This is a genomic window from Dietzia sp. UCD-THP (assembly GCF_000349585.1).
GTDB lineage: Bacteria > Actinomycetota > Actinomycetes > Mycobacteriales > Mycobacteriaceae > Dietzia > Dietzia natronolimnaea_A.
Map to the genome: position 1 here is coordinate 1 of NZ_AOSR01000017.1, position 22,968 is coordinate 22,968.

General features: G+C 69.7%; 27 protein-coding genes. 17 read left to right on the top strand and 10 right to left on the bottom strand.

Annotated features, from left to right (window positions below; all coding sequences use genetic code 11):
* Nucleotides 1–181 precede the first annotated feature (181 nt).
* A complete protein-coding gene (locus H483_RS23650; protein ID WP_017835733.1) occupies nucleotides 182–649 on the top strand; it encodes a hypothetical protein in 468 nt (155 codons plus the stop codon).
* 35 nt (nucleotides 650–684) lie between these two features.
* Nucleotides 685–1,014 carry a hypothetical protein gene (locus tag H483_RS23655; protein ID WP_031264534.1) on the top strand — a complete coding sequence of 110 codons (330 nt, stop codon included), beginning with the start codon at nucleotides 685–687 and terminating at the stop codon, nucleotides 1,012–1,014.
* Between the two features lie 31 nt (nucleotides 1,015–1,045).
* On the opposite strand, the gene H483_RS23660 is transcribed toward H483_RS23655, so the two are convergent.
* The 5 genes from H483_RS23660 to H483_RS23680 all read right to left on the bottom strand — a co-directional run bounded on the left by H483_RS23660 (nucleotide 1,046) and on the right by H483_RS23680 (nucleotide 5,623).
* Nucleotides 1,046–1,918 (bottom strand): alpha/beta fold hydrolase, encoded by an 873-nt coding sequence (locus H483_RS23660; protein ID WP_042328929.1) that lies wholly within the window; start codon nucleotides 1,916–1,918, stop codon nucleotides 1,046–1,048.
* Between the two features lie 105 nt (nucleotides 1,919–2,023).
* On the bottom strand, nucleotides 2,024–3,001 hold the full coding sequence (locus H483_RS23665) for a glycine betaine ABC transporter substrate-binding protein (protein WP_017835738.1): 978 nt from the start codon (nucleotides 2,999–3,001) through the stop codon (nucleotides 2,024–2,026).
* A complete protein-coding gene (locus tag H483_RS23670) occupies nucleotides 2,998–3,774 on the bottom strand; it encodes an ABC transporter permease (RefSeq protein WP_017835739.1) in 777 nt (258 codons plus the stop codon). The genes H483_RS23665 and H483_RS23670 overlap by 4 nt, the downstream gene beginning before the upstream one ends.
* Complete coding sequence (locus tag H483_RS23675) at nucleotides 3,771–4,982, bottom strand: ABC transporter ATP-binding protein (RefSeq protein ID WP_017835740.1); 1,212 nt, start codon at nucleotides 4,980–4,982, stop codon at nucleotides 3,771–3,773. The genes H483_RS23670 and H483_RS23675 overlap by 4 nt, the downstream gene beginning before the upstream one ends.
* Complete coding sequence (locus H483_RS23680) at nucleotides 4,979–5,623, bottom strand: ABC transporter permease (RefSeq protein WP_017835741.1); 645 nt, start codon at nucleotides 5,621–5,623, stop codon at nucleotides 4,979–4,981. The genes H483_RS23675 and H483_RS23680 overlap by 4 nt, the downstream gene beginning before the upstream one ends.
* Nucleotides 5,624–5,753: 130 nt before the next feature.
* On the opposite strand from H483_RS23680, the gene H483_RS23685 reads away from it, so the two are divergent.
* The 3 genes from H483_RS23685 to H483_RS23695 are packed head-to-tail and all read left to right on the top strand — an operon-like array spanning nucleotide 5,754 to nucleotide 8,034.
* Nucleotides 5,754–6,593, top strand: a complete 840-nt coding sequence (locus tag H483_RS23685) for an inositol monophosphatase family protein (RefSeq protein WP_017835742.1) — start codon at nucleotides 5,754–5,756, stop codon at nucleotides 6,591–6,593.
* Nucleotides 6,590–7,312, top strand: coding sequence for an alpha-ketoglutarate-dependent dioxygenase AlkB (locus tag H483_RS23690; RefSeq protein WP_017835743.1), 723 nt, complete (start codon nucleotides 6,590–6,592; stop codon nucleotides 7,310–7,312). Before H483_RS23685 ends, H483_RS23690 begins: the two co-directional genes overlap by 4 nt.
* Nucleotides 7,309–8,034, top strand: a complete 726-nt coding sequence (locus H483_RS23695; RefSeq protein WP_081615086.1) for an APA family fibronectin-binding glycoprotein — start codon at nucleotides 7,309–7,311, stop codon at nucleotides 8,032–8,034. The genes H483_RS23690 and H483_RS23695 overlap by 4 nt, the downstream gene beginning before the upstream one ends.
* 7 nt (nucleotides 8,035–8,041) lie before the next feature.
* Here H483_RS23695 and H483_RS23700 read toward each other — a convergent pair whose 3' ends face one another.
* Entirely contained in the window at nucleotides 8,042–8,767 is a 726-nt protein-coding gene (locus H483_RS23700) for a PIG-L deacetylase family protein (protein ID WP_042328932.1), read from the bottom strand.
* Between the two features lie 133 nt (nucleotides 8,768–8,900).
* Between H483_RS23700 and H483_RS23705 the strand changes: the two genes are divergently transcribed.
* From H483_RS23705 to H483_RS23715, 3 genes are all read left to right on the top strand, one after another.
* Nucleotides 8,901–10,058 (top strand): acyl-CoA dehydrogenase family protein, encoded by a 1,158-nt coding sequence (locus H483_RS23705; protein WP_017835746.1) that lies wholly within the window; start codon nucleotides 8,901–8,903, stop codon nucleotides 10,056–10,058.
* A 68-nt stretch (nucleotides 10,059–10,126) separates the two neighbouring features.
* Nucleotides 10,127–10,540 (top strand): arsenate reductase ArsC, encoded by a 414-nt coding sequence (locus H483_RS23710; protein WP_031264537.1) that lies wholly within the window; start codon nucleotides 10,127–10,129, stop codon nucleotides 10,538–10,540.
* 125 nt (nucleotides 10,541–10,665) lie between these two features.
* Complete coding sequence (locus H483_RS23715) at nucleotides 10,666–11,739, top strand: ArsO family NAD(P)H-dependent flavin-containing monooxygenase (protein WP_017835748.1); 1,074 nt, start codon at nucleotides 10,666–10,668, stop codon at nucleotides 11,737–11,739.
* Between the two features lie 15 nt (nucleotides 11,740–11,754).
* Here the strand turns inward: H483_RS23715 and H483_RS23720 are convergent, their stop codons facing one another.
* Nucleotides 11,755–12,108 (bottom strand): MerR family transcriptional regulator, encoded by a 354-nt coding sequence (locus H483_RS23720; RefSeq protein WP_017835749.1) that lies wholly within the window; start codon nucleotides 12,106–12,108, stop codon nucleotides 11,755–11,757.
* Nucleotides 12,109–12,207: 99 nt separating this feature from the next.
* On the opposite strand from H483_RS23720, the gene H483_RS23725 reads away from it, so the two are divergent.
* Nucleotides 12,208–13,722, top strand: coding sequence for a SulP family inorganic anion transporter (locus H483_RS23725; protein ID WP_017835750.1), 1,515 nt, complete (start codon nucleotides 12,208–12,210; stop codon nucleotides 13,720–13,722).
* A 107-nt stretch (nucleotides 13,723–13,829) separates the two neighbouring features.
* Complete coding sequence (locus tag H483_RS23730; RefSeq protein ID WP_017835751.1) at nucleotides 13,830–14,546, top strand: low molecular weight phosphatase family protein; 717 nt, start codon at nucleotides 13,830–13,832, stop codon at nucleotides 14,544–14,546.
* A 13-nt stretch (nucleotides 14,547–14,559) separates the two neighbouring features.
* Here H483_RS23730 and H483_RS23735 read toward each other — a convergent pair whose 3' ends face one another.
* Nucleotides 14,560–14,928, bottom strand: a complete 369-nt coding sequence (locus H483_RS23735) for a metalloregulator ArsR/SmtB family transcription factor (protein ID WP_031264539.1) — start codon at nucleotides 14,926–14,928, stop codon at nucleotides 14,560–14,562.
* 79 nt (nucleotides 14,929–15,007) lie between these two features.
* On the opposite strand from H483_RS23735, the gene arsB reads away from it, so the two are divergent.
* A complete protein-coding gene (gene arsB / locus H483_RS23740; protein WP_017835753.1) occupies nucleotides 15,008–16,156 on the top strand; it encodes an ACR3 family arsenite efflux transporter in 1,149 nt (382 codons plus the stop codon).
* On the top strand, nucleotides 16,153–16,608 hold the full coding sequence (locus H483_RS23745) for a low molecular weight phosphatase family protein (RefSeq protein ID WP_017835754.1): 456 nt from the start codon (nucleotides 16,153–16,155) through the stop codon (nucleotides 16,606–16,608). The genes arsB and H483_RS23745 overlap by 4 nt, the downstream gene beginning before the upstream one ends.
* A 44-nt stretch (nucleotides 16,609–16,652) precedes the next feature.
* Here H483_RS23745 and H483_RS23750 read toward each other — a convergent pair whose 3' ends face one another.
* Nucleotides 16,653–17,078, bottom strand: a complete 426-nt coding sequence (locus H483_RS23750) for a pyridoxamine 5'-phosphate oxidase family protein (protein WP_017835755.1) — start codon at nucleotides 17,076–17,078, stop codon at nucleotides 16,653–16,655.
* A gap of 178 nt (nucleotides 17,079–17,256) precedes the next feature.
* On the opposite strand from H483_RS23750, the gene ectA reads away from it, so the two are divergent.
* The 4 genes from ectA (at nucleotide 17,257) to H483_RS23770 (ending at nucleotide 20,667) form a co-directional block, all read left to right on the top strand.
* The gene (gene ectA / locus H483_RS23755; protein ID WP_031264540.1) at nucleotides 17,257–17,769 is read left to right on the top strand and encodes a diaminobutyrate acetyltransferase; all 513 of its coding nucleotides are present in this window, start codon (nucleotides 17,257–17,259) and stop codon (nucleotides 17,767–17,769) included.
* A 70-nt stretch (nucleotides 17,770–17,839) separates the two neighbouring features.
* Nucleotides 17,840–19,135, top strand: coding sequence for a diaminobutyrate--2-oxoglutarate transaminase (gene ectB, locus H483_RS23760; RefSeq protein ID WP_017835757.1), 1,296 nt, complete (start codon nucleotides 17,840–17,842; stop codon nucleotides 19,133–19,135).
* 39 nt (nucleotides 19,136–19,174) lie between these two features.
* Nucleotides 19,175–19,597 carry an ectoine synthase gene (locus H483_RS23765; RefSeq protein WP_017835758.1) on the top strand — a complete coding sequence of 141 codons (423 nt, stop codon included), beginning with the start codon at nucleotides 19,175–19,177 and terminating at the stop codon, nucleotides 19,595–19,597.
* Nucleotides 19,598–19,839: 242 nt separating this feature from the next.
* Entirely contained in the window at nucleotides 19,840–20,667 is an 828-nt protein-coding gene (locus H483_RS23770; RefSeq protein ID WP_017835759.1) for a PIG-L deacetylase family protein, read from the top strand.
* A 52-nt stretch (nucleotides 20,668–20,719) separates the two neighbouring features.
* Here H483_RS23770 and H483_RS23775 read toward each other — a convergent pair whose 3' ends face one another.
* The gene (locus H483_RS23775; protein WP_017835760.1) at nucleotides 20,720–21,754 is read right to left on the bottom strand and encodes a DUF2332 domain-containing protein; all 1,035 of its coding nucleotides are present in this window, start codon (nucleotides 21,752–21,754) and stop codon (nucleotides 20,720–20,722) included.
* 102 nt (nucleotides 21,755–21,856) lie between these two features.
* On the opposite strand from H483_RS23775, the gene H483_RS23780 reads away from it, so the two are divergent.
* Nucleotides 21,857–22,927: a glutathione S-transferase family protein gene (locus tag H483_RS23780; protein ID WP_017835761.1), complete on the top strand. Its 1,071-nt coding sequence runs from the start codon at nucleotides 21,857–21,859 to the stop codon at nucleotides 22,925–22,927.
* Nucleotides 22,928–22,968 lie beyond the last annotated feature (41 nt).

The window sequence follows — 22,968 nt, forward strand, 5'->3', positions numbered from 1 at the left end:
CGCTCAGATGCGAAGAGCCGGAATTGTGGGGGTTGGCCGGTCGCGGCCACAATCCAGGTCGTCGTGCACCGCCGACCGCGTGTTCAGGGCGAACGTCCCGGATTCTGGCCTCGGTGACGGTACGCCTAGTGTCTAAGCACTCGGCCAGTGCCGTATGGTCCGGTGTCGCTCGGAAGGACCCATGAACCCGCTCAGTTCCCCCACCACGTCGTCGGTGACGCTCGCACTCGGTCTCGACACCCGGATCACACTTCTCGCCGCCGGACTGATCTTCCTGTTGGCCCTGGGGCTGGGGGTGTGGAAGTACCGGCAGATGGCGACGAGCGCCGACCACCTCGCGCACCCGTACGTCGACATAGCGCACCGGGCGGCCCTGCTGTACTCCTTCGCGACGCTGCTCATCGCCGTGTTCGTGGAGCTGAGTAGTTGGCCGACCGGGGTCAACCTCGCCGCGGCCGGGGTCCTGGTGTTCTTCTTCGTCGTGGCGATCGCCAGCTACATCGTGCACGGTGCCCTGCAGGACACGACCAACCAGTTCGACGGTGCCTCGCCTGCGACGCACGTCGGCATGGTGGCACTGATGGTGGGTGAGATGGGCGGGTTCGCGGTACTCCTGGCGGGCTTCGTGAACGGGCAGTTCCTGAGCTGAGGCGCTGTCCGGGCCGGCACGGTTAGGCTTGCCCCATGCCGCTGCGCCCCCGCTCCGGATCCGACCGGCAGAGCAAGGAATTGAGAAGGATGCCGAGGAAGAAGCCGTCCGGGAGCATGGATCTGGGCACCCGGTCGCTGGTCCTGGGCGTCGGTTCCCTCGCGCTGTCCTGGGTCCCCATCCTCAACATCGTCGCGTTCCTCGCCGCGTTGATGGCGGTGGCGTTCGGGTTGCTCGCCCGATGGCCCACGGGCTGGCTCACCAACGAGGACCCGGACCCGCGCCGGGGACTGATGGGGGTCGTCCTCGGCGGGATCGCGATCGTCGTGTTCATCGTCACCGCGGTGCGGTACTCGGCGCTGTAGCGCGGCCGGCAGTGCCCATCACGGTTGGCATTCACTGCCGGTTGGACACCACCCAGCCGATCGCCGTACGCATCCGACGCGCGAACCTGCCGGGGTGCGTCGCGCAGGCCGCGTGGCCGGCGGTGATCGGGAACACCGCGCTGTGCGGCAGGAGATCGGCCATCTCGTCCTGGATCCACCGGGGGAAGGCGATGTCGCGCATGGTCTTGATGATCGCGACCGGGAGGTCCAGTTCGTGGAGCCACGACGTTGAGTTGAACCGGGCCACCTCCGCGATCACGGTCCGGTGGGTCGCGAGGGGCACGGAGGCAAGTTCGCGTATCGCCCAGGTGTAGGCACCGGGCACCTCGTCGTCGATCTCCCTGGCCACCTCGATCGGGACGGCGTTGAGGGCGGGAGCACTGCGGGTCAACGAGCCGAGGGTGATCTTCTCCAGCGCATTGCGCTGGGCGCCCGTGCCGGTGGCGGCCAGCACCAGCCCGCCGAGCCGGGACGGGTCCCGCCGGGCCGCGAGCTGGGCGACGATCCCGCCCATCGAGTATCCGCCGATGACGGGCGCGTCGAGCTCCAGATGGTCGGACACCCGGAGCACATCCTCACTCAGCGACTGGAAGTCGAACCGGCCGCCGTCGCCCATGCCGTGGCGTCGCTGGTCGTAGGTGATGAGCCGGTACTCGCCCTGCAGGCGCTGGAAGGTCTGGTACCAGTTGAGCATCCCGGTCGCGGCCATCCCGTGCAGCAACACCACCGGGGTGAGGTGGTCCTCCCCGGTGTCGTAGAGCCGGGTGGTGACGTCGTCGGTGAGGGTGACGATGCTCCCCACAGGAAGCCGCCCCATGTCCGGCGCCATCCGCGGAAGGCGGGCGGCCGACCTCGGGAGCGACATCAGCGGGTTCCTGGTCATGAGTCTCCTCCTCGGGTACCTCACCCCGATTGTTCGCCACGTCGCCGCCGCGTGCACGCCCGAGAGCCCGCCGGGTGTCCGGTGCGATGCCGGGGCCGGTCGCGGTCAGTCCACCGAGACGAGCCCCTGATCCACCAGGAAGTCCCTCGCGACCAGCGCCGGGTCGTCGCCGTCGACGTCGACCCGCATGTTCAGGTCGACCATCACCTCGTTGTCGAGGACCTCGACGAGCGGCGCGAGAACCTGCTCGATCTCCGGGTGGGCGTCCAGAAACTCACCGCGGACCACCGTCGCGAGGTTGTAGACGGGGAAGAAGCGCCGGTCGTCCTCCAGGACCACCAGGTCGAGGCCCTTGATCCGGCCGTCGGTGGTGTAGACCTCCCCGAACCGGCATTCCCGGCCGGTGGCGGTGGCCTGGTAGATGATTCCGGGCTGCATGATCGGCACGGGGACCGTGGCGGCGTCGAAGCCGTAAGCCTCGGCCAGGCCCGGCCAGCCGTCACGCCTCACGGAGAATTCTGTCTCCATGCAGGTCACGGCCGATTCCGGATCTGTCTGGACGAGCCGGGCGTAGTCGGAGAACGTGCGGACGCCGGTCTCCTGCGCGGTGTCCCGGCTCAGGGCGAACGAGTAGGTGTTGTCGACGGTGGTCGGGGGCAGCCACCGGATGTCGTGGGCCTCGAGGTCGGCGTCCCGCACGGCGGTCCACTGCGCCTCCGGGTCGCGGACCGGTTCGGAGTTGCCGAGGTAGCTCATCCACGCGGTGCCCGTGTACTCCATCCCGATGTCGACCTGGCCGGTGACCAGGGCTTGCCGGAAACTGTTGGAGCCGGCGAGGGCGGACATGTCGGAGACCTCCATCCCGGCGGCGGCCAGGAGGAACTCGACCAGATAGCTGCTGATCACGCCCTCGGTGAAGTCCTTGCCGCCGACCGTCACGCGCACCCCCTCGAGCGAGGGGACGGTGCCGTCCGGCCCCGGGCCCACGGGCAGCGGCACGGACCCGCCGTCGCTCAGCCCGCACCCGGTCGCCACGAACACGGTGGCCAGACACGTGGCCAGCAGGCGTCTCATCGCCGTCATCGCAGCCCCCTCGGGTTGAACAGGACCTCGCCCACCCCGCCGAGCCAGTCGACGAGCAGGGCCAGGCACACCGCCAGGACGGAACCCACCACGAGGGTGGTGGTGTCCTGGAGTCGGTAGCCGGTGTCGATGAAGATCCCCAGCCCGCCCGCGTCCACCAGGAAGCTCAGCGTCGCGGTGCCGACCGCCAGTACCAGCGTGGTGCGGAGCCCGGCCAGGATGAACGGCACCGCGAGCGGTAACTCGACGGTGCGCAGGACCCGGCGCGAGGTCATGCCCTGCCCCCGCGCCGCGTCGATCAGCGCGGGGTCCACGTTCCGGATCCCCACGATCGTGTTTCGCAGCACCGGGAGCAGCGAGTAGACGGCCACGGGCAGGACACCGATCCAGAAGCCGGTGCGGTTGGTGGCCAGGAAGAGCAGCACGATCAGCCCGATCGCCGGTGCCGCCTGGCCGACGTTGGCGATCCCGATGGCGACGGGCGCGAGGAAGCCCATCCGGCGGCGGGTCAGCAGGATTCCCAGCGGCACCCCCACCGCGACGACGATGGCGGCCACGGTGAAGGTGATCTGGACGTGCTCCAGGGTGCGTTGGGTGATGGACGAGGCGTTGAGCGAGGCCCGCTGGGTCTCGTCGAGCTCCGTCCCGAAGGCCCACCACAGCACGCCCACCGCGGCGAGCATGATGACGACCGGCTGCACAACCAACCTGGCCGAGTCGGCGCGGGACGCCGCCCGGGACCCGCCGCGGGAGGCGGTCGTCGCGCTGCTCACGAGCGCTCCACGGTGTCCGTGGGGCCTGTGGGCTCCGAGGAACCGGGGTCGTGGTGGTGGTGGTGGATGCGCCGGAGCTCCGCCACCAGGTCGTCGATCCCGATCGTCCCCCGGTACGCCCCTGATCTGTCGACCACGACGGTGGTCGCGCTGGCGGTCGAGAGCAGTCCGTCGAGCGCTTCCTGGAGCGTCGAGTCGACCGTGACGGTGCCTGTCACCGGCTGACCACCCGACCGCAGGTCCGGCATCCCGGCCACCAGGTCGCCGCGGACCCAGCGCAGGGGGTGCCCGGAGTCGTCCAGGACCACCGCCCACTCGTCGTCGGCCCCGCGGACGCGGGAGGCGAAATCGGCCGGGTCCTCCGACTCCCTCGCCGTCGTCGCCGCTCCGAGGTCCACGTCCCCCACCCGCCGCAGGGTGAGGGTCTTGAGCGCCGCGTCGTCGCCGATGAAGCCGGCCACGGTCTCGTCCGCCGGATTCGCCAGGATCGCCTCGGGGGTGTCGAACTGGAGGACCGAGGAACCGGGACCGAGCACGGCGATCCGGTCACCGAGCCGGACGGCCTCGTTGAAATCGTGGGTCACAAAGACGATGGTCTTGTGCAGTTCCTCCTGCAGGCGGATGAGTTCGTCCTGGAGCGAGGCGCGGGTGATGGGGTCCACTGCCCCGAACGGCTCGTCCATGAGCAGCACCGGCGGGTCCGCGGCCAGCGCCCGGGCCACCCCGACCCGCTGTTGCTGACCACCGGAGAGCTGTGCGGGGTAGCGGTCGCGGTAGTCGGCCGGGTCCAGGCCCACCAGTTCCAACATCTGGTCCACGCGGTCCGAGATGCGCGACTTCCTCCACTTGAGAAGCCGGGGCACGGTCCCCACATTCTGGGCCACCGTCATGTGCGGGAACAGGCCGGACGCCTGTATCGCGTAGCCGATGTGGCGCCTGAGGGTGTCGGCGTCGAGGGTCCGGTTGTCCTGGCCGTCGATCGTGATGGTGCCCGAGGACGGCTCGATGAGGCGGTTGATCATCCGCATCGTGGTGGTCTTGCCGCAGCCGGACGGCCCCACGAACACGGTGGTGCGTCCGGCAGGGAGCTCGAGCGAGACGTGGTCGACGGCGGGCCGTTCCTGGCCGGGGTAGATCTTGGTGACGTCGTCCAGGGTGATGGGCACCCCGGACACGGCGTCGGTCTCGTGCGCGGCGGGTGTGGTCACTGGTTCCCCCTGATGGTCAGGCGCCCGAGCAGGACGAGGAGCGCGTCGAGGACGAGCGCGAGGACGACGATGAGAACGGTCGCCGTGAGCGCCATGGGCAGGGCGGTGGGCGTCCCCACCCGGGAGAGCCCGGCGAAGATGAGGTTGCCCAGCCCGGGTCCCTTGGCGTAGGCGGCGATGGCGAGGATGCCCATGGACATCTGGGTGGAGATGCGGATCCCGGCGAGGATCGACGGCCACGCCAGGGGGATCTCGATCCGGCCCAGGACGCCGATCCGGCTCATCCCCACCCCGCGCGCGGCATCGACCGTCGCGGCGGGGACGGCGTCGAGCCCGACGATGGTGTTGCGCAGGATCGGCAGCACCGCGTAGATGACCAGCGCGGTCATGGTGGGTAGGACACCCAGGCCCAGGATGGGGATGAGCAGCCCCAGCAGGGCGAACGAGGGCACGGTCAGGGCGGTGGCGGCCAGGCCGGTGGCCACGGCCGAACCGGCCCTGCTTCGGTACACCGCCACACCGACCGCCACCGACAGCAGCGTGGCGAGCAGGACCGCCTGCACGGTCGCGCTGACGTGCTGCCACGAGTCCGTGGCGAGCTGGAGCCTGCGGGTGGAGAGGAAATCCACGAGGTCGTTCAACGTCTCTCGGCTCCGTCCGTGCGGTTCGGTCTGCTCACGCTATCCGTACTGGTAGCCGTAGAGGGGTGGGATCGAGTATGCCGCGTCGCGAACGGGTGTGCGACCGGTGCCCGTGATGCACCATGGGGCCATGACTGCCAGGCCCGACCGACCACTGGACCCCGACCTGATCGAGCATCTCGACGAGTTGCTCGCCGCCACCGGCAGGATCGCCCGCCGACATTTCCACGGCGAGCTCCGGGATCTGGTCCCCGAGGACAAGGGCGGCGCCCGGGGGTACGACCCGGTGACCGAGGCCGACCGCGACATCGAGGCGTTGCTGCGTGCCGGGATCTCGTCGATGGCGCCGGGGGACCGGGTGGTGGGCGAGGAGAACGGCGAGTCCGGCCCCTCCGACGCCTCGCGCACCTGGTACCTCGACCCGATCGACGGCACCAAGGCCTTCATGACGGGCATGGCCGGGTGGGGCACGCTGGTCGGGGTGGTGGAGAACGGCCGCGCGGTGGCGGGGTGGATGGACCAGCCGGTGTTGGGGGAGACCTTCTCCGCGGTCCACGGCCGGTCCACCGTGCGTCGCCGGTCGGACGGTCCGGAGGCCTTCGACCTCCATGTCTCCGGGTGCGACGAGCTCTCCGAGGCGATCATGTACACCACGCACCCGTCGATGTTCGGAGACGACGGCGGGTTGCGACGGCGCTACGACGACCTCGCCTCGCGGGTCCGCCTGCAACGTTTCGGCGGGGACTGCTACGCCTACTGCATGCTCGCCGCGGGCCGGGTGGACCTCGTGGTCGAGTCGGACCTGAATCCCTACGACATCATCGCGCTCATCCCGATCGTCGAGGCGGCGGGCGGTGTGATCACCGGACCCGACGGGCGACAGCCACTGGACGGCGGGACCGTCGTGGCCGCCGCGACGCCGGCCCTGGCGGAGCAGGCGTGGGAAGTGCTCGGCGCGGATCCGCGGTGACCGACGCCCTCTTCGGGATCGACCGTCCTCCGGCGATCCTCGCCCCCGGCGCCGTCCATGTTCCGGACTGGATGGACCGCGCGCAGCAGGAGTTCCTGCTCCGGGCTTGCGTGGACTGGGCGTCCGCGCGGCCGCCGCGGTCGATCGTGCTGCCAGGCGGGGGGAGGATGTCGGTGCGGACGCTCTGCCTGGGGCGGCACTGGACGCCGTACCGGTACGACGACGACGAGGTGGTCCCGCCGCTCCCGGACTGGCTGGTCCGGGCGGCGCGGGCGGGGCTCGACGCGGCGGCCGCCGTGGACGCGTCGCTGGTGGGGTCGGCGTACACCCCCGACGCCGCGCTGGTGAACCTCTACGGTCGTGGTGCCACCATGGGTCTGCACCAGGATCGCGACGAGGCCAGCTCCGCACCGGTGGTCTCGCTGAGCCTCGGTGACGCCTGCACCTTCCGCTTCGGTACCCCGGAACACCGCGGCAAACCGTACACCGACGTGCGGTTGGAGTCCGGGGACCTCGTGGTGTTCGGCGGCCCGTCGAGGATGGCGTTCCACGGGGTCCCCAGGGTCTTCGACGGGACCGCACCGGCCTGGTGCCGGGACGTGCTCGGGGCCGGGCCCGGGCGGGTCAACATCACGCTGCGGGAGACCCGCCCGCCCACACCGCGGGATTCCCGCCCGGCCGCACCGCGCGCGCGCCGCCCGCCTACGCTGGGCGGATGAACTCAGGGAACCCCCGCTCCACCGGCCGGAGACGGTCCCTTCTCCTCGTGGCGCTGGTCGCCGTCCTGGCGGTGGCCGCCGCGGTAGTGACCGTGCTCGTCTCGGCTGCGACGTATGCACCGGGGGTCCGCACCCTGTCCCCGAAGACCCAGGTGGCCGCGGGCTCGGATCACGTTGACCCCTACACCGGGCTCGCCGTCCGTGTCCCCGAGGGCTGGCAGGCCGAGTCGGGCGAGCATCTGATCTTCGGCACCACCGCGCTGACCCCCGACAGGGAGGCGGGGGACGGGGCGACCGACCGCTCGGACGGGATCGTGCTGACGGGCGCGCTCACCGAGGACCTGTTCGAGCCGCGCGATCCGGACAACCGGCGGGCGGCGATCACCCTGGCCGGTGGAATCGGACAGTTCTTCCTGCCGGTCCCGGGGCAGCCGGTCGAGGAGCGGGCGCAGGAGATCGCCACCGGCGTCGGCGACGGCTGGTCCGTGTCATTCCGCGTGCTCCCCCTCGCCGAGCAGGAGTTCATCGGCCCCGAGGGCGCGCTCGTGTACACGGCGGTCGTCGGGGAGGGTGCGCAGCGCTACTGGCTCACGTACATCGGTCTCCCGGGTGACGGCACCCTGCACTCACCTCACGCCGAGTGGGCGGACGAGATCGTCGAGCGACTGCGGCCCACCGAGGCGGCCGACACCCCACGAGCGCGGTCGGGTGAGCCCGCCTGACCCCGGCTCAGGGCCGCATCCGCCGGAAGCCCACCACCGGGTTCCCGTCGGACAGTCCGTCCCGCGGCGCGCACACCTGCTCCACCTGCGCGCGGGCCTGATCCCGCACGGGCGTGGCCGGGTCTAGTACCGAGAGGTACTCGGAATGCTCGGCGAGCGCGTCCACGGCGAGTTCGACGAACCCGCTCACGTCGACGTAGTGCGTCATCTCCGGCGAGGACTCGAACCACATCTGCGGCCGCCCCTCCGCGGCATCGACCCCCACGGCCGCGACCAGGTCGTCGTACGCGGCCCCCACCGCCGCGCCGAACTCCATGTGATCACTCTGGTTGGGCTGCCCCGGAGCGAACTCGTCCCCGGAGAACAGGGAGACCACGACGTCGGGGCGGTGCCGGCGGATGGAGTCGGCAACGGCGTCGCGGAGCTCCGCGTCGTTGACGATCCTGCTGTCGGGGAAGCCCAGGAACTCCACCCGGTCGACACCGACGATCGCCGAGGAGCGCCGCTGCTCCTCCTCCCGGACCGGGCCCGCGACCTCAGGCGGCATCCCCTCGATGCCGGCCTCACCGCTGGAGGCCAGCACGTAGGCGACGCTCCGGCCCTCGGCCGTCCAGCGGGCCACCGCCGCGGACATCCCGTACTCGGGGTCGTCGGGGTGCGCCACCAGGACCAGGCAGCGGGTCCAGTCGGTGGGGAACGGCTCGGGCGCCACGGGATCCGGGGAAGGGGTCATGCCCCGAGTATGGCCCCGGGTGCGTCGGCGCGCGAGTGGTCGCGTCAGACCGTCGTCGTATGCTCGACCGCGCACCTCGTCCTCGTCGTATCCCCTGCTGAACCCGCCGTCATCTCGCCCCGGAGGCCTTGCCATGTCCGCACTCTTCCCCGACTATCGCCCCTCCTGGGAGACCGACGACCACCGGTTGCTCCGTGATCACGCCCGCGCCTTCTTCGCCAAGGAGATGACACCCAACCAGGAGAAGTGGGCCGCGCAGAAGCACGTGGACCGCGAGACCTGGCTCCGCACAGGCGAAGCCGGGCTCATCTGCCTCGACGTTCCGGAGGAGTTCGGCGGCCAGGGCGGAGACCCGGGGATGGAGTACCTGGTCACCGAGGAGCTCGTCTACTCCGGCGACACCGCCTTCGGGATGGGCGTGGGCTCCACCATCACCCCGCACTACATCGCCAACTACGCCACCGACGAGCAGAAGCGGCAGTGGCTGCCGAAAATGTGCTCCGGTGAGTGGATCTCCGCCATCGCCATGACCGAGCCCGGCGCGGGCTCCGACCTCCAGGGCGTGCGCACCACCGCCAGGCGGGACGGTGACACCTACGTCATCAACGGCTCCAAGACCTTCATCTCCAACGGCGGCTCCGCCGACTTCGTGGTGGTGGTGGCCAAGACCGACCTCGACGCCGGACACAAGGGCATGGCGCTGTTCGCCGTGGAGGCCTCGACCCCCGGGTTCGAGCGTGGACGCGTGCTGGAGAAGATGGGCCGCCACGGCGCGGACACCGCCGAGCTGTTCTTCAACGACATGCGCGTGCCCGCCGCCAACCTGCTCGGCGGCGAGGAGGGTCAGGGCTTCTACCAGCTGATGAACCAGCTCCCGCGCGAGCGCCTGGCGATCGCCGTGGACGCTCTCGCCATGGCCGAGGCCGCCGTGGTCGAGACCCTCGAGTACGTCCGCGAGCGGCAGGCGTTCGGCAAGCCCATCCTGGATCTCCAGAACACGCGGTTCGAACTGGCGGTGTGCAAGACCTCCGTCATGGCCTCCCGCACCTTCATCGACCACTGCATCTCCCGCGAGATCGCCGGGGAGCTGGACGCCGTGACCGCGTCGATGGCCAAGCTCCAGGCCACCGACATGCTCGACGACGTGGTGGACCGCTGCCTGCAACTGTTCGGGGGCTACGGCTACATGATGGAGTACCCGATCGCGCAGAAGTTCGCCGCCGCCCGTGTCATGCGAATCTACGGCGGCACCAACGAGATCATGAAGGAGGTCATCGGCCGAGCGCTGTGACCCGCCGCGCGTGGACGTCGATCGTCTACTATCGATGGTCGTCGATGCTTTCTGCCAGGGGAGTCACTGTGACCGATCGTCCTTCCGTCCTCTTCGTCTGCGTCCACAACGCGGGCCGCTCGCAGATGGCCGCGGCCTACACCGCGCATCTGTCCGGTGGGGCGGTAGAGGTCCACTCGGCCGGGTCGGCACCCGCGGATTCGATCAACCCGGCCGTCGCCGAGGCGATGGCCGAGGACGGCATCGACATCTCGGCGGCCACGCCAAAGGTGCTCACCGCCGAGGCGGTGCGGTCGAGTGACGTGTGCATCACCATGGGCTGCGGAGACGTCTGCCCGGCCTTCCCGGGCAAGCGCTACCTGGACTGGGCCCTCGACGACCCCGCAGGTCAGGGTGTCGACGCGGTCAGGCCGATCAGGGACGAGATCAAGCGCCTCGTGGAGGGTCTGCTTGCCGACCTCGGGGTGCAGTCGGTCCACTAGCGTCCGGGCGACAACTCCGTGAACCGGCGTCTACTCAGGCGCGGCCTGGTCAGGCGCGGTCTGATCAGGGGCGATCTGGCTGGGCGCTGGCAGGAGGGGAACGAGGGAGGGTGGGTGACGCTGCCGTGAACGACGCTCGCTCGACGGACGTCGTGGTGATCGGGGGCGGACAGGCCGGCCTGGCTGCCGGCTTCCACCTCACCCGGGCCGGCGCGGACTTCGAGATCCTCGACGCGTCCGACGGGCCGGGGGGCGCCTGGCCGCACACCTGGCCCTCGCTGCGACTGTTCTCGCCCGCCGACTACTCGTCCCTCCCGGGTCGCCGGATGCCCCGGACGGACGGCGGCAACCCCGACGCGTCCCATGTGGTGGAGTACCTGCGCGGGTACGAGGAGTACTACGGGCTACCCGTCCGACGCGGAGTCCCGGTCGCTGCGGTCGAGCGCGGAGATCCGGACGGGTTCGTCGTCCACGCCGTCGATGGCCGCCGGTGGCGAGCGCGCGCGGTGATCACCGCCACCGGCACGTGGTCGCGGCCGTTCGTGCCGACCTGTCCGGGCATCGCGGCATTCCGGGGCGAACAGATCCACAGCGCCGCCTACCGGGGTCCGGAGCCGTTCGGCGGTCGGCGAGTCGTGGTGGTGGGCGGGGCCAACTCGGGCGCGCAGATCGCCGCCGACCTCGCCGGGCACCTCGAAGAGAGTCACGGCGAACTGACATGGTGCACCACCGAGCCCCCGCGCTATCTGCCCGACCACGTCGACGGACGGGAGCTGTTCCGGGTCGCCTCAGCCTCGGTCCGGTCCGGGAGTGGCGGCGGTGTCGCCGAGTTGGGCGACATCGTCGTCGTCCCACCGGTGCGCGCCGCCCGCGACGCGGGTCTGTTGGCGGCCACCCCGATGTTCACCCGGTTCCATCCCGACGGGGTGGAGTGGGACGACGGCCGCCGCGAGAGGGTCGACGCGGTGATCTGGTGCACCGGGTTCCGGCCCGCTCTCGGACACCTCCGCGGCCTGGGTCTCCCGCGGGTCGGCGGCCGGGTGGTGGCCGAGGGGCCGGCGGTCCCGGACGTGCCCGGGCTGTTCCTGCTCGGCTACGGGGACTGGTGTGGTGCGGCGTCGGCGACCCTGATCGGCGTCGGCCAGTGGGCGAAGGCGGCCGTGACCGCTGCGCTCGCCCGGGGATCAGGCGCCCGGTGATCAGGCGCCCGGTGGTCAGGCCTTGAGGCGCGCGACGATGTCGACGAACTCCTCGGCGTAACCCAGGTGGGTCCGCAGACGCTCGAGCCGCTCGGTGGCCTCGACCTCGATCTCGGCGATCAGCGCGGCCGATCCCCCCGGGTCGTCGGCGCGATGGTCCAGGGCCCGGCAGAAATCGCGGATCCGCTCGAGGCTGAACCCCAGGGGCTTCATCCGGCGGATGAGCAGAATCCGCTCGACGTCCCCCGGCGTGTAGAGGCGGAACCCGCCGGGGGAGTGCGCGGACGGGCTGGCCAGTCCGAGTTCGTCGTAGTGCCGCAGGCTCCGGATCGACAGCGCGGTGCGCTCGGCGACCTCACCGATCTTCATGGTCTGTTCGCCGCGACTTGGCCCGCCCACAACTCTCCCGTTACGGTAGCTTCTACTCTCACGCGGTGTGAGAGTCCTGACGCTGACTGTAGGTGATCCGTGAGCACCGAGTTCCCGACCGGCGTGCTGCCCTCGTTCCGCGCCGCGTTCTCCTCCCCCGCGCGGCTGCGCACCGAGGTGCTCGCCGGCCTCGTGGTGGCCCTGGCGCTCATCCCGGAGGCGATCTCGTTCTCCATTCTCGCGGGCGTAGACCCGCGGGTGGGTCTTTTCGCCTCCTTCACCATGGCCGTCACGATCGCCTTCACTGGCGGGCGCCCGGCGATGATCTCCGCGGCGACGGGGGCGATCGCCCTCGTCGTGGCGCCGGTGGTGCTCGAATACGGACTGGACTACCTCATCGCCACGGTCCTCCTGGCCGGCGTGATGCAGATCCTGTTGAGCGTCTTCGGGGTCGCGAAACTGATGCGGTTCATCCCCCGCTCGGTGATGGTCGGGTTCGTCAACGCGCTGGCGATCCTGATCTTCTCCGCGCAGATCCCGCACCTGGTGGGGGTTCCGTGGCTGGTGTACCCGCTGGTGGCCGCGGGTCTGGTCATCATGGTGTTCTTCCCCCGGCTCACCGCCGCGATCCCCGCTCCGCTGGTCGCGATCGTGGCGCTGACGATCGTGGTGGTGTGGGTGGGATGGTCGGTCCCCGACGTGCACGATCAGGGCGAGCTGCCCAGTTCGTTGCCCTCGTGGCTGATCCCCGACGTGCCGTTCACGCTGGAGACGCTGCAGATCATCGCCCCCTATGCGCTCGCCATGGCGCTCGTGGGGCTCATGGAGTCGCTGATGACGGCCAAGCTGGTCGACGACATCACCGAGACCCACTCCGACAAGACCCGCGAGGGCTGGGGCCAGGGCGTCGCCAACCTCGTCACCGGTCTCTTCGGTGGGATGGGCGGCTGCGCGATGATCGGACAGACGATGATCAACGTCAAGGCCTCGGGCGCCCGGACGCGGCTGTCCACGCTGCTCGCCGGCGTCTTCCTGCTGATCCTCGTCGTCGTCCTGGGCGATGTCGTCGGACTGATCCCAATGGCCGCGCTGGTCGCGGTGATGATCATGGTCTCGGTGGGGACCATGGACTGGCACTCGATCCATCCCCGCACCCTGCGGCTGATGCCGCTGTCGGAGACGCTCGTCATGGTGGTCACCGTGGCGGCGACGGTGTGGACCCACAACCTCGCGATCGGCGTGATCCTGGGGGTCGTCACGGCGATGATCATGTTCGCGCGCAGAGTCGCGCACATGACAACCATCGAGAAGGTGGCCGAGCTCGACACCGACCACGACGGCGCGGTCGACACCCGCACCTACCGGGTCACGGGCGAGCTCTTCTGGGCCTCGAGCAACGACCTCGTGTACCGGTTCGACTACTCCGGCGACCCCGGGCACGTGGTGCTCGATCTCACCGACGCCGACGTCTGGGACGCCTCGACCGTCGCCACGCTCGACGCCGTGCAGCAGAAATACGCGGCCAAGGGCAAGACGCTGTCGGTGATCGGACTCGACGGGGCGAGCAAGGAGCGGCTCGACAGGCTCTCCGGGAATCTCGGCGCCGGGCACTGAGGGGCCTCGACGCCTGACGCCGGGGCCGAGCGCGCGCGGATCAGGTTCCCGTTCCATAGATGTCGGTCTATATTGATGACTGTCGATATGAAACCTGGGAGGCCGACATGTCCCGATCCGTGCACGACGCACCGCTGCCCGAGCTACTCATGCCCCAGACGCAACTCCAGCGCGACGCCCGTGAGCTGGCCCGGCACTACGAGGGCGTGTTCAGTCCGCAGACCGTCGAACGCGTGATCTTCGAGTCGTACGCCTCGCTCCGTCGCACCGCCCGGGTCACGGCGCACCTGCCGTCCATCGCCCGGCGATTCGCCACCGACCGGCTCAAGGCGCTCGCCCAGGCCGAAGGCGCAGTGGCCAAGGACGTCCCGGAAGTGCTCTTCATCTGCGTACAGAACTCCGGGCGCTCGCAGATGGCGGCCGCGCTCATGGCGCACCGATCCGAGGGGCGTGTGCACGTGCGGTCCGCCGGATCGCTGCCCGGCTCCGGGATCGACGAGAACTGCGCGGCGGTGATGGCGGAGATGGGTCTCGACCTGGGCAAGGAGTACCCCAAGCCCCTCACCGACGACGTGGTGGCGGCCGCCGACGTGGTGATCTCCATGGGCTGCGGGGACGCGTGCGCCGTCTACCCGGGCAAGCGGTACCTGGACTGGGACGTCTCAGATCCCGCCGGGCAGGATCTCGATCGCGTGCGGTCCATCCGGGACGACATCGACGCCCGGGTCCGCGGGGCCCTGCCGGAGATCGTCGCCATGACGCCCTCGGACGCCTCGGGACTCACGGCATCACATGGCGCGGACGGAGGGGTGGGCTCATCCTGAGCGGCCCTGAGCGTCAGGGGACCCGCAGGCCTCGGACGTCCACGATGTCGCGGATCTGCGCGAACGCCTCCGGAACGATGCTGTAATGCGCCATGCGGCCCCGCTGTTCCCGGGTGACCAGGCCCGCCTCGACCAGCTTCTTCATGTGGTGGCTCACCGTGGGTTGAGTTATGCCGAGCGGCTCGGTCAGCGTGCAGACGCACACGTCGTTGCACTCCGCCGCCGCGATGTGGGACAGCAGTCGCAAGCGCATGGGATCGGCGAGCGCCTTGAATCGGGCCGCCGCGGCCTCCGCCTCGGCCTGGCCGAGGGGGCCGTTCGCGCCGGCGATGCAGCACGAGGCGTCCATGACGGCAACGGTGCCGGGCTCCTGCGAGGTCATGACTGCAGGGTACCCGGCCAGTGTGGCAGCCGGACAGAACACATTGACCCCCATCGATGAATCCCATAGGGTCGACGGCATGAGCACCCAGGTCTCGGCCCCGGCCGATCCCGGCGAGAACGTCGCCGCCAGACTGTCCTTCCTCGACCGCTATCTCGCCCTCTGGATCCTCGTTGCCATGGCGGCGGGGTTGCTGCTCGGACGCTTCGTCCCCGGCATCGCCGAGGCGCTCGACACCGTGAAGGTGGCCGACGTCTCCCTGCCCATCGCGATTGGGCTGCTCGTCATGATGTACCCCGTCCTGGCGAAGGTCCGCTACGACGAGACGCACCGGGTCACGGGGGACCGGAGGCTTCTCGTCCTCTCGCTCGCGCTCAACTGGCTGGTCGGACCCGCGCTGATGTTCACACTGGCCTGGCTGATGCTCCCCGACCTGCCCGAGTACCGCACGGGACTCATCATCGTCGGACTGGCCCGGTGTATCGCCATGGTGTTCATCTGGAACGACCTCGCCTGCGGGGACCGGGAGGCCGCGGCGGTGCTCGTGGCGCTCAACTCGGTGTTCCAGGTCATCGCGTTCGCCGGCCTCGGGTGGTTCTATCTCCACGTACTCCCCGGATGGCTGGGCCTGGAGACCACCACAGCGCAGTTCTCGGTGTGGGCGATCGCGCTGAGTGTGCTGGTCTTCCTCGGCATACCCCTCGTCGCCGGGTTCCTCACCAGGTACTACGGGGAGAAGGTCAAGGGTCGCGAGTGGTACGAGGAGACGTTCCTCCCCAAGATCGGCCCCTGGGCGCTCTACGGGCTGCTGTTCACCATCGTCGTGCTCTTCGCATTCCAGGGCGACGCGATCATGGCCAACCCGCTCGACGTCGCGCGGATCGCCCTGCCCCTGCTCGCGTACTTCGTGCTGATGTTCGGTGGGAGCCTGCTCGCGGCACGGGCGTCGGGCCTGAACTACGCCAAGTCCACCGCGGTCGCGTTCACCGCCGCGGGCAACAACTTCGAGCTGGCGATCGCCGTGAGTATCGGGACCTGGGGCGTGGCCTCCGGCCAGGCACTCGCGGGCGTGGTCGGGCCGCTGATCGAGGTCCCGGTCCTGATCGGGCTGGTCTACGTGAGTCTCTGGGCCGGTAAGCGCCTGTTCAAGGACGACCCCACGGTGCCGGCCGCGCTGCGCCAGGCGCCGTCCAGCACTGTCCGCAACTCAGGAGAGGGCCCCCGGTGACCGATCGGCAGACTCCTCGACCCGCCGTCCTGTTCGTCTGCAAGTCAAACCGCGGCAAGTCCCAGATGGCGGAGGCGCTGCTGCGCCGCGTCGCGGGGGACGCCGTCGAGATCCACTCGGCCGGCACGCAACCCGCCGTGGGCAAGCCCCCCAACGCCGAGTCGGTGGCCTCGCTCGCAGAGGTCGGTGCCGACATGTCGGGCGCCGTCGCCGAGCCGGTGGACGACGACTTCTTGCGCCGCGCCGACCGCGTCGTCGTGCTCGGGACGGCCGCCCGCCTCGATCCGGTCGACGGGATGCGCGCGGACATCGAGGTCTGGGAGACCGACGAGCCCAGTGAGCGGGGGATCGACGGTCCGGAACGGATGGCGCTGATCCGCGATGACATCGACGCTCGCGTCAGGCGCCTGTGGGCGGAACTGGACGACCCGGGGGCCGCACCTTCCGATTAGGCGGGTCCCGCGGCCGGGCGTGCCCCGTGGCTCGGCGGTTTCGGCTAACCGACGTAGCGCTCCGGCTCCTCGCCGAAGGTGAAACCGCGGCCGGAGATGTGCTCGGGCGTGATCTCCACGAAGTTGTACTTGAGCGTGGGGATCCACGGCTTGAGGTCGAGTTCCTCGGCGCGGTTGATTTCGTCGAAACCGTCCAGTCGCCGGGCTTCGCCCCGGACGACCACCGACCACGCCTCCCGGTCCTCGATGTGGTCGACCTGGAAGACCACGTCGGGGTGGATGGTGAGGCCGGCGAGCTTGCTCCCCTCGGCGGTGCGGAAGAAGAGCTTGCCCTCCGTGGACAACGCGTAGTTGACGGGGTAGATGTCGGCCCGCCCGCCTGTGACGGTGACCAGACGGCCGAGGGACTCTGTCGCCAAGAGCTCGAGCGAACGGCCCTCGTCGAATTCTGTGATCGGGTTCTCGTCCATGAAAATATTCTCCCAGGCGCGGGGCCGCGACGGAAGAGTGCTGACCCCCCGAGGTGCCGATACCGGGTGACCGACATCACTGCGGGCTGATCACCTGCGGACTCGCCTGCCAATCAGGTAACGATCCGGCGAACCGAGATGCAGCAACCGGTTGCCGTCACTACGCTGGGACACACATATGAACCCAGGAGAACGAGAAGCACCCCGTAACCCTGATTCGTCCGACGCGATGTTCCGTCCGCCCACCGCGGCCGATGGTAATCGCATGTGGGAGATCGCCCGCGACAGCGGAGTCCTCGACCTGAACTCCTCCTATGCGTACGTGCTGTGGGGAGCGGAGTTCTCCGAGAGTTCGGTGGTCGTCGAGGTGGAAGGCCGCGTGGTCGGCTTCGTCACCGGCTTCCTGCGGCCCTCGGAGCCGGACACGATCTTTGTCTGGCAGGTGGGAGTCGACGCGGACCAGCGAGGCAAGGGTCTGGCCGCGCGGTTGCTCCACAGCCTGATGGACCGGCTGGCCGAGCGCGGTGTCGTCCGACTGCGCACCACCATCAGCCCGGACAACGAGGCGTCCCAGCGCACGTTCGGCGCGGTCGCGCGGGACCGCGGCATGACGCTGTCCAGCGAGGACTACCTGAGCTCGGAGCTGCTCGGAGAGGGTCACGAGCGAGAAGACCTCTACACGATTTCCTAGACGAGGGCGCACGGGCCGTCCGGCCCGCCACCGTCGCCCGCATCTTTCCCTTTGGAGTGATCAGAAGACCATGACCGAGTCCACGCACGACACGAGCACGAACACGGAGATCTTCTCGGACCGCGAGTCCGAGGTCCGCAGCTACTCCCGGAACTGGCCGGTGGTCTTCGACACCGCCAAGGGCACGACGCTCACGACCGTCGACGGGGATGAGTACCTCGACTTCTTCGGTGGAGCCGGTGCGCTGAACTACGGCCACAACGACGACGACATGAAGGCCGCTCTCCTGGAGTACATCCAGCGCGACGGCGTCACGCATTCGCTCGACAAGTACACGGTCGCCAAGCGTGCGTTCCTCGAGACCTTCTCCTCGACGATCCTCGAACCGCGTGGACTCGACTACAAGGTGATGTTCCCCGGGCCGACCGGGACCAACGCGGTGGAGTCGGCACTCAAGCTGGCCCGCAAGGTCACCGGGCGTGAGGCCGTCATCAACTTCACCAACTCGTTCCACGGCATGACCCTCGGCTCGTTGTCGGTGACCGGCAACTCGATGAAGCGCGCGGGCGCCGGCATCCCACTGGTCCACGCCACGCCGATGCCGTACGACAACTACTTCGGGGGCGTCACCGAGGACTTCCAGTGGATGGAGCGCGTCCTGGTCGACTCCGGCTCGGGCATGAACCGCCCCGCGGCCGTGATCGTCGAGTGCGTCCAGGGTGAGGGCGGCATCAACGCCGCCCGCGCCGAGTGGCTGCAGGCGCTCAACGAGCTCTGCGTCCGCCACGACATCCTGCTCATCGTGGACGACGTCCAGATGGGGTGCGGCCGCACCGGCGAGTTCTTCTCGTTCGAGTTCGCGGGGATCAAGCCGGACATCGTCTGCCTCTCGAAGTCCATCGGCGGGTACGGGCTGCCGCTCGCCCTGACCTTGTTCCGTCGCGACCTCGACGAGTGGACCCCCGGCGAGCACAACGGCACGTTCCGCGGCAACAACATGGCCTTCATCACCGCCGACGTCGCGCTGCGCAAATACTGGTCGGACGACACACTGCAGAACCGCACGCTCGAGAACGGCCGGATCCTGCGCGAGCGCTTCTCCCCGCTGGTCTACAAGTACGAGGGCAAGCTCGAACTGCGTGGCCGCGGTATGGCGTTCGGCATCGCGTTCCTCGAGAACCCGGAGCTCGCCGGCCAGGTCATGGCCCGGTGCTTCGACAACCATCTGCTCGTCGAGACCGCCGGCCCGAGCGACGAGGTGGTCAAGTTCCTCGCGCCGCTCACCCTGACCGATGAGGAGCGTGACCGCGGCATCGAAATCTGTTACGAGGCCGTCGACCACGTCCTGGCGCAGCAGTACGTCTGAGCGCGTCCAGACCATCCACCTTCCCCGAGGAGGCACCACATGATCGTTCGCACGACCGCAGGCATCACCGACACCGAGCGCCACATCAAGGGCAACAACGGCAACTGGGAGTCCAAGCGCATCGTCCTTGCCGACGACCGGGTGGGGTTCTCGTTCCACGAGACCACCATCGCCGCCGGCACGACCAACGACTTCCACTACGCCAACCACATCGAGGCGGTCTGGCTGACCCGGGGCAAGGGCACGTTGCGTGACCTCACCAACGGCGAGGAGTACCCGCTCGAGGCGGGGTCGATGTACCTGCTGGACGGTCACGAGAAGCACCAGGTGATCGTGGAGGAGGAGATGCAGATGCTCTGCGTCTTCAACCCCCCGGTCGTCGGCGACGAGAACCACGACGAGAACGGCATCTACCCGCTGTTGCGCTTGCAGGACGACGGAACGGTCGTCCGGGAGAAGTAAGGCAGCACCGCACTCCCCGGCCGGGGTCGCTCACCACGAGCGGCACCGACCGGGGAGTCGCGCGTTCCGGGCCCTGCCCCTCGGCCCCGGCCCCTCGCCCCCTGCCTCTCGGCCCTCGCCCGCCGGGCTTGCGCGTCCTCTTCGGCTTGCGCGCCCGGTCCGCACGCGGCGAGAGGGGGTGCGCGTCGGGTTCGGTCCATTCCGGGCGCACACCTGGCCGGGCGGGAGGGCACACTGGTCGGGTGTCCACGATCGTGTTCCTCCACGCCCACCCCGACGACGAGACCTCGCAGACCGCCGGGATGATGGCGCTCGCCTCGCGCGGTGGCCACCGCGTCGTCACGGTCTTCGCCACCGACGGCGACCACGGCCAGCGACCCGACCACCTCGGGCCCGACGGCGACCTGGTGGAGCACCGGCGCGGGGAGGCCCGGGCCGCCGCGGACGTCCTGGGCGTCGCCCGGATCGACTGGCTCGGGTACCGGGACTCGGGCATGACCGGATGGGCGCAGAACGACGACCCGTTGTGCCTGCACAGCGCCGACACCGACCACGCCGCCGGCCGTCTCGCCCGGATCCTCGACAGAGAAGACGCCGACGTCCTCGTGGGGTATGACCACCACGGGAACTACGGGCACCCCGATCACCTGGCCGTCCACCGGATCGCCCGACGCGCGGTGGGGGTGGCGGCCCGTCGACCGCGATTGCTGGAGGCCACGACCAATCAGGACGCCCAGCTCGAGATGCTCGACAGCCCCGAGGCGGCGGAGTTCCTGGCGGCGTTCGCGTCCGGCGGCATGGACGTGGAGGAACTGCGCCGGATGATCCTCACCGGGGACGACGGGCTGCCGGTCGGGGTCCCGCAGTCGGAGATCGCGTGGGCGATCGACCTGCCCGCGGACGTCGTGGAGCTCAAGCGTCGCGCCATGGAGTGCCACGCCAGCCAGACCAGCGACATCGGCATGATGCTGGCCCTGCCGGAGAACGTCTACACCGCGACGTTCGGAACCGAGTACCTCATCGAGCCGGGGTCCGACCAGTCGATGCGCCGCGGGTGGCCGTTCGACTGAATCGGCCGATCCGACCAGCCCCGATCCGACCAGCCCCGCCCCGATCCGGCCTTCAGGGCATGTCGAGCGCGCGGACCCAGTCGCCGTGGCCGTGCGCGGTGGCCAGGGGTCGCCCGTTGACGGCGACGACGAAGATGCCCTTGTGGCGCCGGATCGGTTCCGGGACCTGCTCGGCGACGTCGGGTAGGAGGGTCACCCCCTCCACGGAGATCCACACCGCGCCCGCGCCCCGGCAGAGATCGGTGACCCGGCGGACGAACTCGGCGCGGGCCGGGGGCTCGAGGTACCCGAGCACCGCGGTGTGGAACACCACCGGCGTGGACCCCGCGGAGCACGCCGCCACGGAGTCCTCCAGCTTCTCCACCAGGTCCCCCGTGATGATCCGAGGCGGGTCGGCGGCGGCGATGTCGAGCGCGGCGTCCAGGCGGGGGACACGCTCGGACTGCTGTCCGGGCCAGATCAGGCTGCGCAGCCACGCCCGCGAGTCCGCGTGGGCGGGGTCGATCGGGGCCAGGTCGACCCCGCCACGGTGGACGACGACGGGCAGGGACCGCGGGCGGGGGACGCCGTCGCGCAGGGCGCAGTCGAGGACCGGTGTGCCGGCGGCCGGGGCGGCCGTATCCGATCCCGCCGGTCGCAGCTCGTGGGTGGAGCCGCCGTCGAGCGTGTACCGGTAGGCGTACCGGTCCGGGTAGAGGCACAGGCCGGCGGAGGCTCCCATCTCCACGAGCGAGAGCGGGCCCGGGAGCAGGGAGAGGAACGGCAGGAGGACCGCGCACCGCTTGGCCTCGTTGGTCTGCGTGGAGTGGGTGAGGGCGATCCGTTCGATCTGCGTCCAGTGGTCGTGGACGAACTCCCGGAACACCGGGTAGTCCTCGGTCTCGGGCGCGCCGGCGTGCCGGGCGGAGGCGAAGACCAGTGCGGGTTGTCGCTTGATCCGGGGCAGGCTCCCGATGAGCTCGGACGTCGCGGGGTCCTCGGCGATCCCCCGGGCCCACGCCAGGTAGACCGGGGTGCGGCCGCGAACCTCGAACTCGGCGAACTCGGCGTAGCGGGTGGGAACGTCGTCGACGTGCGCGGAGTCCATGCGGCCAGCGTGGCACACCGGCTCCGGTGGCGCGTGATTCTGACACCAGGTACGTTGGTGATGCATCAATCACTTGCCGCGACGACGACCGTAGGAGACCCCATGGCAGACGACACCGAGTTCATCGCAGCCAGGAACGCCTCGACCGACGGTGAGTTCGTCCGCGACGCCACCTACATCAACGATCGGGTCGTGGCGGATCTCCCGGCGGGATCGGACCCGGTGGGCGAGAAGATCGGCGAGATGCGGTGGCCCGTCGAGGCCGGCCGGTACCGCCTGATGGCGGCCAGGGCCTGTCCCTGGGCCAGCCGCTCGATCATCGTCCGCCGTCTGATGGGCCTGGAGGGCGCCATCTCCATGGGACTGGCCGGACCGACCCACGACGTCAACTCCTGGGTCTTCGACCTCGACCCCGACGGCAAGGACCCGGTCACGGGCATGCACCGGCTCCAGGAGGCCTACTTCAACCGGATCCCCGACTACCCGCGCGGCATCACGGTCCCGGCCCTCGTCGACCTGCCCACCAGGTCGGTGGTGACCAACGCGTACCAGAAGCTCAACTTCGATCTGCTCACGGAATGGTCGGCCTTCCACCGTGACGGCGCCCCGGACCTGTACCCCGACGAGCACCGCGACGAGATCGACGAACTGGACTCGTGGATCTACCCGACCGTGAACAACGGCGTGTACCGCAGCGGTTTCGCGGCCGAGCAGGGCGCCTACGAACAGGCCTACGACGAGCTCTGGGCCTCGCTGGACCGGCTCGAGGAGCGGTTGACCACCCGTCGGTACCTCGCCGGTGACACGATCACCGTCGCGGACATCCGACTATTCACCACGCTCGTGCGTTTCGACGCCGTCTACCACGGTCACTTCAAGGCCAACCGCAACAAGATCACCGAGATGCCAGCCCTGTGGGGGTACCTCCGCGACTTGTTCCAGACGCCCGGTTTCGGCGACACCTGCGACTTCCCCCAGATCAAGGAGCACTACTACAACGTTCACCGGGACGTGAACCCCACCGGCATCGTGCCCAAGGGGCCCGACCTGTCCGGCCTGCTCACCCCGCACCACCGCGAGGAGTTGGGTGGCCGCCCGTTCGGTGACGGTACCGCCCCGGGGCCGATCGAGAACCCGTCCGAGCGCGTCCCGGAGGGCCACGGAGCGGGCTAGTTTCCCTCCGGGGGCCTAGATGTACTGACCACGGAGGTTGT